Source organism: Micromonospora sp. NPDC006766 (assembly GCF_040636055.1).
Lineage (GTDB): Bacteria > Actinomycetota > Actinomycetes > Mycobacteriales > Micromonosporaceae > Micromonospora.
Genome location: NZ_JBEYIX010000022.1, coordinates 44641 through 58529, shown reverse-complemented (window position 1 = coordinate 58529; position 13889 = coordinate 44641). Strand labels below are relative to the sequence as shown.

Sequence of the window (13889 nt, the reverse complement as noted above, 5' to 3'; positions counted from 1 at the left end):
CGCAGTCTGTCAGGCCGGCCTCCGTGCCGCCGCGCGGGCGGCGACACGGAGGCGGATTCGTCACAGGTTCACCGGGGCAGCTCGGCGACGACCAGGCCCGCCCGCGCCTTGGGGGTGAACCAGGTGCTCTTGCGCGGCATCTTCTCCCGGGCCAGGTTGACCGCGACGAAGTCGTCCACGGTCACCGGGGCGATGAGGATCGCCAGTTCGGCCCGCCCGGCGTCGACCTCGCCGGTGAGCCAGCTCGCCGGGTAGTCGCCCCCGACGTACGTGATCCGCTTGTCGCCCGGGTCGAGGCCGAGCGCCTCGCGCAGCAGCAGCCGTTCGACGAGCGCGTGGTCCAGGTTCTCCAGCCGGCCGCCGACAACGTGCGGCAGGGTGACCGCGTACCCCTGGCCGGCGAGGAAGAGGTGCACGGTGCCGCCGGTCGCCGGGACCCCGACCGGCCCTTCGACCGGGGTGACCTGCGCACCGGCGGCGCGGAGCCGGTCGAGCAGCTCCGCCGGGGTGGTGGTCAGCTCGCCGACGAGCCGGTTGTAGGGCTGGATGGCGACCGAGGCGGGCGTGGTGATCACCGAGAGGAAGCGGGGCAGCCCGCCGGTCTGCGCGGCCAGGCTGCGGTGGTTGCCGTCCGCGACGACCAGCTCGCCGCCGCCCGCGAGGGCGGTCAGCTCGTCCTGCTCGGGGCCCGGGCCGAGCAGCCAGATGGCGTGTGTCCGCCCGGCCTGGTCGACGTCGGTGGCGGCGGGCGCGCCGGCCGACTCGGTCGCCGCCGCGAGCGCGGCGTGCAGCTCGTCGCCGCGCCCGGTCTGCAGCAGCAGTACGGGCGAGAGCAGATGCCCCAGCGCCTCGGCCAGGGCGACCCGCTCCCGCACCTTGGCGATGAAGACGTCCTCGTTGCGGATCACCAGGCCGGGCTCGTCGGCCCGGGTCGAGATCTGGTCGGTGTCGACCATGGCGAAGAGGCCATAGGCGGTCTCCTCCCCCGGTGCGCTGATCCGGTAGAGCACCACGACCCGCTCGGCCGGGGTGTAGCTGCCGTCCGCCTTGGCCTCGGCGAGTCGCGCCACCGCATCGGGCAGCGCGTCGAGGAAGGACTTCGCGAGACTGTCCGGCGCCCGGTGGGGCATCTCGATGCCCAGGGCACTGTGCGGGTTTGCCGCGACGATGGCGGTGATTTCCGCGTCGTCGGCGAACTCGTCGTAGTTCTGCGCGCCGGTGCCGCCAGTGGTGATCCAGGCCCGGGCGATCGGATGCACGACCGTCATGTCCGCTGACGCTACCCGCGCCGCCCACCGGCCGACGCCGGACCCTCACCGCTTCCACCAGATGAAAGGAAGGGCCCCTTGTTAACGCATTCTGTAGAGCAGGGGCCCCCTGTTAACCACCGGATCAGGCGCTACGCCCGGGGGCGGCGCTGCGGTGCCGGCCGGGGGCCGCGCGGCCGCCCGGAGCCGGGGTGGCCGGCCGGGAGGTGGCGGACGTGGGGAGGCGTACCGTGGTCGCCCCCGCTGCCGGACGGCCGGCCGCGGCGCCGGACCGGATCGGGCCGGCGGTCCGGGGCGGGAGGCCCGCGTCGCCCGGCGGGGTCAGCCGGGAGGTGGCCACCACCCGGGCCACCCCGACCACGATTGGCGGGGCTAGCAGGTCGACCATCTCGGCCGGCAGGGACGATCGAACTGCGGGCCAGTCGCCGTCCGCCACAGACCAGTACGCCGCACCGGAGTCCTCGGTCGCCGTCTGCGGGGCCTCGTCGGGCATGAGGCGGTGCTTACTCATGGTTTTGCCTCCAGGAGCTGCCGGGTTGCGGCCGTACGGACCGCCGGCTGGGACACCCGGTGAAACGAACCCCGCGCCGACCGGGTGACGCCGGCGGCGCGGGGTTCGCGCTGTTAATAAGGGGCCCTGCTCTACCGGAGGCGTTAACAAGGGGCCCCTCCTTGCACCTCAGTCGAAGAAGGGGCCTAGTTCGCGGGTGCGCTTCAGCTCGTAGAAGCCGGGCGTGCCGGCGACCAGCAGGACGCCGTCCCACAGCCGGCCGGCGGCCTCGCCCTTGGGCGCCGGGGTGACCACCGGACCGAAGAAGGCGACCTTCTCGCCGTCCGGACCGGGAGCGTGGATCACCGGGGTGCCAACGTCCGTGCCGACCGGCCGCATGCCGGCCTCGTGGCTGATCCGCAGCGCGTCGTCGTACGCGGTGGACTCGGCGGCGTCGGCGAGCACCGGATCCAACCCGACTTCGGTGAGCGCCCCCACCAACATGTCCCGGTCGAGCGGCTCCTCGCCCAGGTGGATCCGGGTGCCCATGGCCGTGTAGAGCTTCGCCAACGTCGCCGCGCCGTGCGCCTGCTCGACGGCGATGCAGACGCGGACCGGACCCCAACCCTTCCTCATCAGCTCCTGGTACTTCTCGGGCAGGTCCCGGCCCTCGTTGAGCACGGAAAGACTCATCACGTGGAACTGGATGTCCAGCTCCCGAACCTTCTCGACCTCCAGCAGCCAGCGGGAGGTGATCCACGCCCAGGGGCACAGGGGGTCGAACCACATGTCCACGACGGCACGTTCGGTCATGGTGATATCCCTTCACAGCTCCGCGCGCCGGAGCTCCGGCGCCGTTTCCCCTCGATCCTCACCCCGACCGGCATCGACCGGCGCCGGAATGAGAGCGTGACCTCGGCCACCGAACGGTGTCGGTGCATGGAAGACTCGGGTTTGTGCCGGCCGTCACGAGCGAGCCGGCGAGGCCGACGCCGCAGGGCGCGGCGATGAAGAGTGGGATGGAGACGAACAGTGCCGGGAGTGCGCAACCTGACTCAGGTCGAGGCCACCGAGCGGGCCCGCCTGCTCGACGTGACCGGGTACGACATCAACCTTGACCTGTCCACTGCGGTGCAGGCCGCGGGCCGCACGTTCCGCTCGGTGACCGAGGTCCGGTTCCGGTGCGCCGAGCCCGGCGCGACCACCTTCATCGAGGCGGCGGCGGAATCGGTGCGATCCGCGACCCTCAACGGGGTGCCCGTCGACATCTCCGGCTGGTCGGCGGAGAAGGGCCTGACCCTGTCCGGCCTGGCGGCCGAGAACGTCCTCGTGGTGGACGCCGACTTCGCGTACTCGAACAGCGGCCAGGGGCTGCACCGCACGGTGGACCCGGTCGACGGGGAGACCTACCTCTACAGCCAGTTCGAGACCGCCGACGCGCAGCGGGTCTTCGCCTGCTTCGACCAGCCGGACCTGAAGAGCGTCTACACCTGGCACGCGACCGTCCCCGACCACTGGCGGGTGATCTCCAACATGCCGGTGGAGCGGGAGGAGTCGGCCGGCGAGGCGCTCAAGACCGTCCACTTCGCCGAGTCGGTGCGGATGAGCACCTACATCACCGCGCTGTGCGCCGGCCCGTACCACGAGGTGCGGGACAGCCACGACGGCATCGACCTGGGGTATTTCTGCCGCGCGAGCATGGCCGCCCACCTCGACGCCGATGATCTCCACCTGATCACCAAGCAGGGCTTCGACTTCTTCCACGAGAAGTTCGGCGTCCGCTACCCGCTGCCCAAGTACGACCAGATCTGGGTGCCGGACTTCAACGCGGGCGCGATGGAGAACTTCGGCTGCGTCACCCACGCCGAGTCGCACTACATCTTCCGGTCGCAGGTCACCGACTTCGAATACGAGCAGCGCGCCAACACGATCCTGCACGAGATGGCGCACATGTGGTTCGGTGACCTGGTCACCATGCGCTGGTGGAACGACCTGTGGTTGAACGAGTCGTTCGCCGAGTGGGCCAGCCACTGGTGCAACACCCACGCCACCCGGTTCAGCGAGGCGTGGACGACGTTCCTGTCGATCCGGAAGAACTGGGGCTACCGGCAGGACCAGCTCTCCTCCACCCACCCGGTCTACTGTGAGATGCCGGACCTGGAGGCGGTCGAGGTCAACTTCGACGGCATCACGTACGCCAAGGGCGCCAGCGTGCTCAAGCAGCTCGTTGCGTACGTGGGCGAGGAGCCGTTCCTGGCCGGTCTGCGGGCATACTTCGCCAAGCACGCCTGGGGCAACGCCACCTTCGACGACCTGCTCTCCGAGTTGGAGACGGCCTCCGGCCGGGAGCTGCGCAAGTTCGCCGCACAGTGGCTGGAGACCGCGCAGGTCAACACGCTGCGCCCCGAGGTCGCCATCGGCGCTGACGGCGCGTACGAGCGGGTGCTGGTCCGGCAGGAGGCGCCGGCCGGGCACCCGACGCTGCGCACCCACCGGATCGGCGTGGGCCTCTACGACCTGACCGACGGCCGGTTGGTCCGCCGGGAACGGGTCGAGGTGGACGTGACCGGTGAGGCGACCGAGCTGTCCGCGCTGCACGGCAAGCCCGCCGCCGACGTGCTGCTGCTCAACGACGACGACCTCACGTACGCCAAGCTGCGGCTGGACGAGCAGTCCATGTCGACCGTGGTGCAGCACATCTCCGGCTTCGAGTCGTCGCTGGCCCGGGCGTTGTGCTGGACCGCAGCCTGGGACATGACCCGGGACGCCGAGCTGGCTGCCCGGGACTATGTGGCGCTGGTGCTGGCCGGGCTGCCCGCGGAGACCGACATCAACCTGGTCACCGCCACCCTGCGCCAGGCGACCACCACGCTCACCCTCTACGTCGACCCGGCGTGGGCGCCGACCGGCTGGGCCGAGCTGGCCCGCACCGCCAAGACGGCCCTTGCGGCGGCCGAGCCGGGCAGCGGCTTCCAGCTCGCCTGGGCCCGGGCGTACGCGTCCGCGGCCCGCTCCGGCGAAGATCTGGCGGTGCTGCGCGGCTGGCTGAACGGCGGCGATGTGCCGGCCGGGCTGACCGTGGACACCGAGCTGCGCTGGACGGTCCTCCAGTCGCTGGTGGCCAACGGCGCCGCCGGGGCGGCCGAGGTGGACGCTGAGCTGGCCCAGGACCGCACCGCCAGCGGCGAGCGGGAGGCCGCGTACGCGCACGCGCTGGTGCCGACGGCGGAGAACAAGGCGGCGGTCTGGGCGCAGCTCACCGGCGCGGAGGCGCTGCCGAACTGGCGCAACCGGGCCCTGCTGCAGGGCTTCACCCACCCGGCCCAGGTCGAGCTGGTGGCGCCGTACCGGGAGAAGTTCTTCGCCACGGTGGACCAGGTCTGGGCGAGCCGGGACAGCGAGCCGGCCCAGGAGTTCACCCAGCTCGCCTACCCGGCGTACCTGGTCGACGAGGACACGGTGGCGGCCACCGACGCGTGGCTGGCGCAGGAGGGCCACCCGGCGCCGCTGCGCCGCCTGGTGGCCGAGGGCCGCGACGGCGTGGTCCGCGCGCTGAAGGCCCGCGCCCGGGACGCCCGCACCGCCTGACCCGAGGAGTACGCGGCCCGGGGCCGGCGTGGGTGGCAGCCCACGCCGACCCCGGGCCGTTATGGTTGCGGATGGAGGTGGTCGTGATGGCACAGCCGAGCTACGAGTGGCGCCCGCCCGAGCGGAGCTGGCGCGAGCAGGATCTGTTCGACCTGCCAGAAGACGGGAACCGCTACGAGATCATCGACGGGAGCCTGCACGTGACCCCTCCGGCCGGGCGTTACCACCACGAGCTGGCGGATGACATTCGGATGGCGATGCGGCAAGTAGCGCCGGACGGGTGGAGGGTGATCCGGGAGATCGGAGTGCGGGTGCCAGCAGGCAACCTGATCCCGGACATTACGGTCCTCAAGCCCAGTGCGCCGCAGGACGGAATGTGGGCGGAACCGGGAGACATCGCCCTTGTCGTCGAGGTGGAGTCGCCCAACAGCCGCCGCCACGACCGGTTCACCAAGCCCGGGCTCTACGCTGAGGCGGGTATCCCCTTCTACTGGCGGGTAGAACGAGGCGACTTCGGACCGGTGGTGTACCGGTATGAGCTCGGCAAAGGTGACCACTTTCAGCTACTCGGCACCGTTGGGCCGGACGATCCCGTCGAGGTGACCGAGCCGTGGCCGATGCGGCTCGACCCCTCCGCCTGGCCCCGCTGAGACAACGAGAAGCCCGCCGCCGCGAGTTCGCGGGGGCGGGCTTCGTCGTATGGGAGGGCTCAGCCCTTGCCGGCGTGGCTGGCGAGCTGGTCGAGGCCCTGGATGATGCCGCCGGCCAGGTCGCCGCCGCCGAAGGACGCCACCATGGAGAGCGCGGCGAGCCTGGCGTACGTGTCGGGGATGCGCTTGCGGGCGTACTTGCCGGTGACGATCTCCAGCTGCCGCTGGTTGGGCGACACCGCGATCAGCACGGACTTGTCCGGCTCGGCGAGCTGGCGGTGCAGCCGCTCGGTGTATATCCGGGTCGGCTCGTCCTCGTCGAAATGGCCCACGTAGACCGAGAAGACCAGGCCGGTGCCCTGGTCGGCCAGGCGGAGCGCCTCGTCGATGCGGAGCAGCTGACGGGTCGAGAAGGGCCCGTCCAGGACCTGGGGCGGGACTGCCGTGCCCGTCTCGGCCTGCTTCTCACCAACGGTCACTTGCGCCTCCGGTTCCACCGGCCGGCGCCTCGCGGCCGGCCTGCTGCTGCTTGCGGCTGGTCAGCGCCGGCGCCTGCGCCCCGGCGGCCAGCGCGGTGCCGGCCGAGTCGGCCAGCTGCTCCGGTCGGCCCAGGAACCAGACCGGAGTGAAGTTGAAGGGCCGGCCCGGCCGGTAGCGCTTGTCGCCGCCACCGCCCCTGCGGTTGCCGATGGCTGCCAGCGCGGCGATCACCAGCACCGCAGCCGCCGGGGCACCGACGAAGACCAGCAACGTATCGGTAACAGACAATCCCAACGCCCCCAGGCGGTAAGAGAGACCAGGAATGTTCGGGTCGGGTGGACGATCATGACGACGAGCGCCCGACTCAGCTTGTGCTGTTCACGTTAGCGGAGTCAGCCGCCCGCCAGATTGCGGGGTGCTGATCCCACCCGCCACAGCCGTGCTCCAGTTGCACAGCAGTGGCTATCAATGTCGCGTCGTCCCCGTACCGGCCGGTGAGCAGCACGCCGACCGGCAGGCCGTCGGCAGTGCGACCGACCGGGAGCGAAACGGACGGATCTCCAGTCACGTTAAAAATGGCACAGTACGGCGAAAAGCGGCGCTGCCGGTCGAAGTCCTCGGCGGGTTCGAGCGCGGCGAACGCGCCCACCGACGCCTGCGGCGCGGCGAGAGTCGGGCAGAGCAGCAGGTCACAGCCGGCGGTGCGAGACACGCCGCGGCGTACCTGGGCCTGAAGTTCACCGAGGGCGGCCATCAGTTGGCCGGCGCCGACCGACGTGGCCCGGGCCCGCAGGAACCGGGTGAGCGGCAGCAGCTCGCCCTCCCGCTCGGGCGGCACCGGGGACAGCGCCAGCACGTACCAGATGGTCTCGAAGAGCGGCCACGCCTCGGGGCCGAGCGGCGCGGGCACGTCGACCACCTCGTGGCCGGCGGCGGTGAGCAGCGTGGCGGCCCGGTCGACGGCGGCCACGCACTCGGGGTGCACCGGCTCGTCGGCGAGCATCGGGGTGGTGAAGCGGCCGATCCGCAACCGGCCGGGAGCGGCGGCGCGGGCGACGCCCAGGTAGCCGTCGGCGGGCGCGGCCGGCGGCAGGTACGGCTCGCCGGGCACCGGCCGGGCCAGCACGTCGAGCAGCGCGGCCACGTCGGTCACGGTCCGCCCGAGGGGGCCGTTGGTGGGCAGCCCGAACGCGCCGAAGCCGAGCGGCCCGCCGGATACGAGCCCCCGGCTCGGCTTGTAGCCGACCAGGCCGCAGAGCGAGGCCGGGATACGCAGCGAGCCGCCGCCGTCGGAGCCCTGCGCCACCGGCACCAGCCCGGCCGCCACCGCCGCCGCCGCGCCGCCGCTGGAGCCACCCGCCGTGTACGCGAGGCCCCACGGGTTGCGCGCGGGCGGCGCGACGAGCCCCTCGGAGTAGAGCGAACAGCCCAGCTCGGAGGTGGTGGTCTTGCCGAGGCTGATCAGCCCGGCGGCGGCCATGAACCGCACCACGTCGGCGTCCACCGGGGGCACGAAGTCGGCGAAGGCGGCCGAGCCGAAGGTGGTCCGCACCCCGGCGGTCAATGTCAGATCCTTGATGGCGGTCGGTACGCCGTGCAGCGGCCCCCGCTCGTCCACCGGCACCGCGTCGGCGGCCCGGGCCGCCGCCCGCGCCCGCTCCGGGGTGACGGTGACGAACGCGCCGACCGTGTCGCCGAGCGCGTCCACCCGGCGCAGGTGATGCTCGACCAGCTCCACGCTGGACAGCTCGCCCCGGCGGATCGCGGCGGCCTGCTCCAGCGCGGTCAGGTCGTGCGGCTCGCCCATGCCCTCATCCTGCCGTGCCGGGTCGGCGTACGCCCGACCCGACACAGGTCAGCGGCCGAGGAAGCGCAGGGCGTTGCGGGAGAGGAGCTTGTCGCGCTGGTCGGCGGTGAGGAAGTCGGCCTTGCGGACCACCTGCCCGACCGGCCGCTCCCCCAGTGGGTACGGGTAGTCGCTGCCGAGCAGCACCCGGTCCTCGCCCATGGTGTCGACCAGCAGCCGCAGCGCGGCTGGGTCGAAGACCACCGAGTCGACGCAGAACCGGTCGACGTAGCAGCTGGGCGGGGCGGTGGAGGCGCCGCGTACCAGGTCGCCGCGGCGGTGCCAGGCGTTGTCGGCGCGGCCCAGCCAGAACGGGAAGCTGCCGCCGCCGTGCGCGAAGCAGATCCGCAGCGTCTCCGGCACCTGGTCGAAGACGCCGCCGAGGATGAGCGCCAGCACCGACAGGTGGGTCTCGGCCGGCATTCCGGTCAGCCAGCGGGCCATCCACCGGTCCAGTCGCGGCCCGCCCGGCATGTCCCACGGGTGTACGAAGACCGGCGCGCCCACCTGCGCGCAGTGGGTCAGGAACTGCACGATGCCGGCGTCGTCGAGGTCGCGGTCGCCGACGTGGTTGCCGATCTCCACTCCGACGTGGCCGGCCGCGAGGCTGCGGTCCAGCTCGGCGCAGGCCAGGTCCGCGTCCTGCAGCGGCACCTGGCAGAACGGCACCAGCCGGTCGCCTCCGGCGGCGGTGACCTCCAGGGTGAGGTCGTTGAAGATCCGGGCCACCCTGACCGCCTGCTCGGCCGGCCGGTCGTAGCTGAAGAAGACCGGGGTGGGCGAGACCACCTGCACGTCGACGCCGTCGGCGGCCATGTCGGCCAGCCGGGTCTCCGCGTCCCAGCACTCGGCCCCGATCGGCCGGAACTCCGTCTCCCCCACCATGATCATGGCCGCGCGCTCGGAGTCCACCCGCAGCCAGGGCCAGCCGGACCCGCCGCACGCCGCGGCGAGGTCCGGCCACCCCTTCGGTACGACGTGCGTGTGCACGTCCACGACGCGCCCCGGCGCGCCCTCGACGGGTGCCACCATCAGCCCTTGCCCGGGTGCAGCGCGCCGCAGTTCGTGCAGGTGCGGGCCTTCTCGTCGGCGTAGAACGCCGCGAAGACCGGGGGCAGGTCGGCGGCGATGTCCCGGACCTGGAGCTCCACCTCGTGCACCTGGTGGCTGCACTCGGGGCAGTACCACTGGAACTTCTCCAGCGTGCCCTCCTCGCGTACCCGCTCGATCACCATGCCGATCGAGCCGGCCTCCGGCCGCTGCGGGGAGTGCGGGGTGTTACGCGGCAACATCCACATCTGGCCCTCGCGGATGTGCACCGTACGCGGCCCCTCCGGGAGCATCAGGTTGACGTGCATGTTGCCCTTGACCTGGTAGAAGAACTCCTCGTACGGGTCGACGTGGAAGTCGGTCCGCTGGTTGGGGCCACCCACCACCATGACGATGAAGTCGTCGCTGCCCGGCAGCATCTCCTTGTTGCCCACCGGCGGCTTCAGCAGATGCTGGTTGTCGGCGATCCACCCGGGAAAGCTGAACGGCTCGGCGATCTCACTCACGACTGTGCTCCTCTCGGCAACAGTGCCACGGCCTGCATCTCGATCAGCAGGTGCGGATGCGGCAGTTGGTGCACCGCCACCGTGGTCCGGGTCGGCCCGGTGGCGTCGAAGAACTCCGCCCACACCTCGTTGTAGCCACCGAAGTCATTCATGTTGACCAGATAGCTGGTCACCTGGACCAGGTCGGCCAGGTCCGCGCCGACCGACCGCAGCAGATCACGGATGTTCTCGATCACCGCCCGGGTCTGGACCCGGATGTCGAGGTCGGTCGTGCCGAACTCGTCCACCGACACGCCCGCGAAGGTGTTGTCCGGCCGCCGGGACGACGTACCCGAGACGAAGACGAACCCCCCGGCCACCTTGACGTGCGGGAACGCCCCGCGCGGCACGGCCTTCCCGGCCACCACCCGGGCGGTCATGAGGATGCCCGCAGAGAAGCGGTGCCGAGCTTCTCCACCACCGCGCGGACGTGGGCACCGGGACGCAGCGGAACGGCAGCGGTCGCGGCGCCGGCGAGGAAGACCCAGCCCTCGCGAAGCCGCACGCCGTGCCGGCCGGCCAGGCGGAGGCCCTCGTCGAGCGCCCGGCGCGGGTCGCCGAAGATCGCCGCGGTCGACCCGACCTGCGCGACCCGCCCGTCGATCTCCAGCAGCACGCCGAGGTTGTCCAGCCCCTCGGGCACCGGCGACCAGGGCCCGACGACGAACGCGGCGGCCGAGGTGTTGTCGGCGATGACGTCCGGCAGGGAGAAGGTGAAGTTGGCGTACCGGGAGTCGATCAGCTCAAGCGCCGGGGCGACCGCGCGGACCGCCTCGGCGAACACGCCGATCGGCTCGCCAGGCTCGGGGAGGCGATCCAGCAGGAACGCCACCTCCGGCTCGACCCGGGGGTGAATGAACCCGCCGACATCGAGTGTGCCGCCGTCGGGGATCCGCATCGCGTCGGTGAGCCGGCCCCAGATCACCTCGTCCACCCCGACCTGGGCCATCTTCGCCTTGCTGGTCAGCCCCATCTTCAGCCCGACCAGCCGCTCGCCGCGGTCGAGGCGGCGCTGCAGCAGCGCGGTCTGCACCGCGTACGCGGCGTCGACGTCGAGGCCGGCCTCGGCGGCGAGCTGCGGGATCGCGGTGGCCGTGTCGGCCGCCACGCCCAGTTGCTCGGCGATCCCCGCGATATCCGGCCCGATCATGAATTCTCCTTGCTCGCGAGGTCCAGCGCCACGTCGACGATCATGTCCTCCTGGCCGCCGACCATCCGGCGCCGGCCCAGCTCCACCAGGATCGAACGGACGTCCACCCCGTACTTCACCGACGCGCGCTCGGCGTGCCGCAGGAAGCTGGAGTAGACCCCCGCGTACCCGAGGGAGAGGGTCTCCCGGTCCACCTGGACCGGCCGGTCCTGCAGCGGGCGGACGATGTCATCGGCGGCGTCCATCAGCGCGAACACGTCGCAGCCGTGCTGCCAGCCGTGCAGCTCGGCGACCGCGACGAAGACCTCCAGCGGGGCGTTGCCGGCGCCCGCGCCCATCCCGGCCAGGGAGGCGTCCACCCGGACGGTACGACCGGACGGGGAGCCGAGCGGCGCGGACCCGAGGACCCGGCCGTGCTCGACGGCGACCACGCTGTTGGCCACGCCGAGGGACAGGTTGTGATGAGCGTGGATGCCGATCTGCGTCTCCGGCTCCAGGACCTGCCGGTACGCGTCGATCCGCGCGGCCACGTCGGACATCAGCAGCCGGCCGCCCGAGTCGGTGACGTAGACGCAGTGCGCCCCGTACGACTCCATCAGCTTGGCCTGGGCAGCCAGCCCGGCCGGGTCGTTCAGGTGCGACATCATCAGGAACCCGGAGACGTCCATGCCGTTCTCCCGGGCCCAGGAGATGTGCTGGGCGGAGATGTCCGCCTCCGTGCAGTGGGTGGCGATCCGGACGCTGGTCACCCCGAGCGCCTTGGCCGCCTTCAGGTCGGCGATGGTGCCGATGCCGGGCAGCAGCAGGGTGGTGAGCTTCGCGTTGGTCAGCACCTCGGCGGCGGCGGAGATCCAGTCGGCGTCGCCGGCCGCGCCGTGACCGTAGTTGACGCTGGAGCCGGCCAGCCCGTCGCCGTGCGCCACCTCGACCGCGGCCACCCCGGCCGCGTCGAGCGCGGCCGCGACGGTCCGCACCTGGTCCACGGTGTACCGGTGCGCGATGGCGTGCATGCCGTCCCGCAGCGTCACGTCCTGGATGTAGAGGTCGGTCACGCCGGGATCCCCTTCGAACGCAGGGCGACCAGCCGCTCCGCGGTACGCAGCGCGGCCGAGGTCATGATGTCCAGGTTCCCGGCGTACGCGGGCAGGTAGTGCCCGGCGCCGGAGACCTCCAGGAAGACCGAGACCTGGAGCCCGGTGAACGGCCGCCCCAACGCCGGCACGTACGCCTCGACCCGGTCGAACTGCACATCCTGCTTGAGCCGGTAGCCCGGCACGTACTCCTGCACCGTGCCCACCATCTCGGCCACCGAGGCGGCGATGGCGGCCCGGTCGGCGTCGGCGTCCGGGCAGAGGCAGTAGACCGTGTCGCGCATCAGCAGCGGCGGGTCGGCCGGGTTCAGCACGATGATCGCCTTGCCGCGCTCGGCGCCGCCGACCACCTCGATCGCCCGGGCGGTGGTCTCGGTGAACTCGTCGATGTTGGCGCGGGTGCCCGGCCCGGCCGACTTCGAGGCGATCGAGGCGACGATCTCCCCGTACGCGACCGGGGTGACCCGGCCGACGGCGTGCACGATCGGCACGGTGGCCTGCCCGCCGCAGGTCACCATGTTGACGTTCGCTTCGTGCAGGTGCTCGTCAAGGTTGACCGGGGGCACCACGTACGGGCCGATCGCGGCCGGGGTCAGGTCGACCACGGTCCGGCCGTGCGCCCGCAGCACCGCGTCGTGGTGCCGGTGCGCGCCGGCCGACGTGGCGTCGAAGACCAGTTCGACGTCGGCGAACTCGGGCAGCGCCACCAGACCGTCCACGCCCTCGGCGGTGGTCGCCACGCCGAGCCGCCGGGCCCGGGCCAGGCCGTCGGAGGCCGGGTCGATGCCGGCCATCGCCACCATGCGCAGGCTGTCACTCAGCCGCAGCACCTTGATCATCAGGTCGGTGCCGATGTTGCCCGACCCAAGCACCGCCACCCCGACTGTCATGCCGCCCCCTCGGACGAAGAGAAACAGGTACGCACCGAGCCGAGCCCGGAGATCCGCGCCTCGTACGCCGCGCCGGGGGTAACCGGCACCATCGGGCCGAGCGCACCGGAGAGCACCACGTCCCCGGCGCGCAACGGGTCACCGGCGCGGGCCATCGTCGCGGCGAGCCATTCCAGCGCGTGCAGCGGGTTGCCGAGGCAGGCCGCCCCGGCCCCGACCGACACCGGCTCACCGGCGTGCTCCAGCACCATCCCGCACAGTCGCAGGTCCACGTCGGCGAGCCGGCGCGGCGCGGTGCCGAGCACGAACAGCCCGCTGGAGGCGTTGTCCGCGACGGTGTCCACGATGGAGATGTCCCAGCCGGCGATCCGCGAGTCGACGATCTCGATGGCCGGCAGCACATGGTCGACGGCCCGCACCAGGTCGACGGTGGTGACCCGCTCGTCGGGCAGGTCCGCGCCGAGCACGAAGGCGATCTCCGCCTCGACCCGGGGCTGGAGCAGCCGGCCCAGCGGCACCTCGACGCCGTCGCCGACCGCCATGTCGTCGAAGAGCACCCCGAAGTCCGGTTGGAAGACGCCGAAGCTCTCCTGCACCGCCCGGGAGGTGAGCCCGATCTTCGCCCCCACCCGGCGGTGGCCCTTGCCGAGTCGCTGCCGGACGTAGACCTGCTGCACCTGGTAGGCCGACTCGATGTCGCCCTCCGGCAGCAGTCGGCCCCGCAGCGGCGGGCAGGGCTTCTCCTCCTGCCGGGCCACGGCCAGTTCCCGGTTCGCGGCCTCGATGTCGACGGTGGTCATTCCCGCTCCTCGCTGCGTTCGCTGACGACGCCGGCCATTCT

General features: G+C 72.1%; 15 protein-coding genes. 2 read left to right on the top strand and 13 right to left on the bottom strand.

What is annotated here, in order from left to right:
- Window positions 1-68: 68 nt before the first annotated feature.
- From ABZ671_RS19300 to ABZ671_RS19290, 3 genes are all read right to left on the bottom strand, one after another.
- Window positions 69-1268 (bottom strand): DUF1015 family protein, encoded by a 1200-nt coding sequence (locus tag ABZ671_RS19300; protein ID WP_357859522.1) that lies wholly within the window; start codon window positions 1266-1268, stop codon window positions 69-71.
- 124 nt (window positions 1269-1392) lie between these two features.
- Window positions 1393-1779, bottom strand: a complete 387-nt coding sequence (locus ABZ671_RS19295; protein ID WP_357859519.1) for a hypothetical protein — start codon at window positions 1777-1779, stop codon at window positions 1393-1395.
- Window positions 1780-1947: 168 nt separating this feature from the next.
- Window positions 1948-2571 (bottom strand): disulfide bond formation protein DsbA, encoded by a 624-nt coding sequence (locus ABZ671_RS19290; protein WP_357859516.1) that lies wholly within the window; start codon window positions 2569-2571, stop codon window positions 1948-1950.
- A 228-nt stretch (window positions 2572-2799) separates the two neighbouring features.
- On the opposite strand from ABZ671_RS19290, the gene pepN reads away from it, so the two are divergent.
- Together pepN and ABZ671_RS19280 are read left to right on the top strand one after the other, a co-directional pair.
- On the top strand, window positions 2800-5346 hold the full coding sequence (gene pepN, locus ABZ671_RS19285) for an aminopeptidase N (protein ID WP_357859513.1): 2547 nt from the start codon (window positions 2800-2802) through the stop codon (window positions 5344-5346).
- A gap of 86 nt (window positions 5347-5432) precedes the next feature.
- Window positions 5433-5996: a Uma2 family endonuclease gene (locus ABZ671_RS19280; protein WP_357859510.1), complete on the top strand. Its 564-nt coding sequence runs from the start codon at window positions 5433-5435 to the stop codon at window positions 5994-5996.
- A gap of 59 nt (window positions 5997-6055) precedes the next feature.
- Here ABZ671_RS19280 and ABZ671_RS19275 read toward each other — a convergent pair whose 3' ends face one another.
- The 10 genes from ABZ671_RS19275 to ABZ671_RS19230 all read right to left on the bottom strand — a co-directional run bounded on the left by ABZ671_RS19275 (window position 6056) and on the right by ABZ671_RS19230 (window position 13848).
- On the bottom strand, window positions 6056-6475 hold the full coding sequence (locus tag ABZ671_RS19275; protein ID WP_357859507.1) for a DUF5130 family protein: 420 nt from the start codon (window positions 6473-6475) through the stop codon (window positions 6056-6058).
- Entirely contained in the window at window positions 6462-6746 is a 285-nt protein-coding gene (locus tag ABZ671_RS19270; RefSeq protein ID WP_357859633.1) for a hypothetical protein, read from the bottom strand. The genes ABZ671_RS19275 and ABZ671_RS19270 overlap by 14 nt, the downstream gene beginning before the upstream one ends.
- Before the next feature lie 94 nt (window positions 6747-6840).
- Complete coding sequence (locus tag ABZ671_RS19265) at window positions 6841-8283, bottom strand: amidase (protein WP_357859504.1); 1443 nt, start codon at window positions 8281-8283, stop codon at window positions 6841-6843.
- Between the two features lie 48 nt (window positions 8284-8331).
- Window positions 8332-9354: an amidohydrolase family protein gene (locus tag ABZ671_RS19260; RefSeq protein ID WP_357859501.1), complete on the bottom strand. Its 1023-nt coding sequence runs from the start codon at window positions 9352-9354 to the stop codon at window positions 8332-8334.
- A complete protein-coding gene (locus ABZ671_RS19255) occupies window positions 9354-9878 on the bottom strand; it encodes a 3-hydroxyanthranilate 3,4-dioxygenase (RefSeq protein ID WP_357859498.1) in 525 nt (174 codons plus the stop codon). The genes ABZ671_RS19260 and ABZ671_RS19255 overlap by 1 nt, the downstream gene beginning before the upstream one ends.
- Window positions 9875-10297 carry a RidA family protein gene (locus ABZ671_RS19250; protein WP_357859495.1) on the bottom strand — a complete coding sequence of 141 codons (423 nt, stop codon included), beginning with the start codon at window positions 10295-10297 and terminating at the stop codon, window positions 9875-9877. The genes ABZ671_RS19255 and ABZ671_RS19250 overlap by 4 nt, the downstream gene beginning before the upstream one ends.
- The gene (locus tag ABZ671_RS19245; protein ID WP_357859492.1) at window positions 10294-11067 is read right to left on the bottom strand and encodes a 4-oxalocrotonate decarboxylase; all 774 of its coding nucleotides are present in this window, start codon (window positions 11065-11067) and stop codon (window positions 10294-10296) included. Before ABZ671_RS19245 ends, ABZ671_RS19250 begins: the two co-directional genes overlap by 4 nt.
- Window positions 11064-12119: a 4-hydroxy-2-oxovalerate aldolase gene (dmpG, locus tag ABZ671_RS19240; protein ID WP_357859489.1), complete on the bottom strand. Its 1056-nt coding sequence runs from the start codon at window positions 12117-12119 to the stop codon at window positions 11064-11066. Before dmpG ends, ABZ671_RS19245 begins: the two co-directional genes overlap by 4 nt.
- Window positions 12116-13048 carry an acetaldehyde dehydrogenase (acetylating) gene (locus ABZ671_RS19235; RefSeq protein WP_357859486.1) on the bottom strand — a complete coding sequence of 311 codons (933 nt, stop codon included), beginning with the start codon at window positions 13046-13048 and terminating at the stop codon, window positions 12116-12118. Before ABZ671_RS19235 ends, dmpG begins: the two co-directional genes overlap by 4 nt.
- A complete protein-coding gene (locus ABZ671_RS19230) occupies window positions 13045-13848 on the bottom strand; it encodes a fumarylacetoacetate hydrolase family protein (protein WP_357859483.1) in 804 nt (267 codons plus the stop codon). The genes ABZ671_RS19235 and ABZ671_RS19230 overlap by 4 nt, the downstream gene beginning before the upstream one ends.
- Window positions 13849-13889: the final 41 nt, after the last annotated feature.

Excerpts from the sequence above, each read along its gene's own strand:
- ABZ671_RS19300 (WP_357859522.1), bottom strand. The coding sequence starts at position 1,268 with ATGACGGTCGTGCATCCGATCGCCCGGGCCTGGATCACCACTGGCGGC.
- ABZ671_RS19230 (WP_357859483.1), bottom strand. The coding sequence starts at position 13,848 with ATGACCACCGTCGACATCGAGGCCGCGAACCGGGAACTGGCCGTGGCC.
- ABZ671_RS19295 (WP_357859519.1), bottom strand. The coding sequence starts at position 1,779 with ATGAGTAAGCACCGCCTCATGCCCGACGAGGCCCCGCAGACGGCGACC.
- ABZ671_RS19280 (WP_357859510.1), top strand. The coding sequence starts at position 5,433 with ATGGCACAGCCGAGCTACGAGTGGCGCCCGCCCGAGCGGAGCTGGCGC.
- ABZ671_RS19250 (WP_357859495.1), bottom strand. The coding sequence starts at position 10,297 with ATGACCGCCCGGGTGGTGGCCGGGAAGGCCGTGCCGCGCGGGGCGTTC.
- ABZ671_RS19260 (WP_357859501.1), bottom strand. The coding sequence starts at position 9,354 with ATGGTGGCACCCGTCGAGGGCGCGCCGGGGCGCGTCGTGGACGTGCAC.
- ABZ671_RS19265 (WP_357859504.1), bottom strand. The coding sequence starts at position 8,283 with ATGGGCGAGCCGCACGACCTGACCGCGCTGGAGCAGGCCGCCGCGATC.
- ABZ671_RS19290 (WP_357859516.1), bottom strand. The coding sequence starts at position 2,571 with ATGACCGAACGTGCCGTCGTGGACATGTGGTTCGACCCCCTGTGCCCC.
- ABZ671_RS19235 (WP_357859486.1), bottom strand. The coding sequence starts at position 13,048 with ATGACAGTCGGGGTGGCGGTGCTTGGGTCGGGCAACATCGGCACCGAC.
- ABZ671_RS19245 (WP_357859492.1), bottom strand. The coding sequence starts at position 11,067 with ATGATCGGGCCGGATATCGCGGGGATCGCCGAGCAACTGGGCGTGGCG.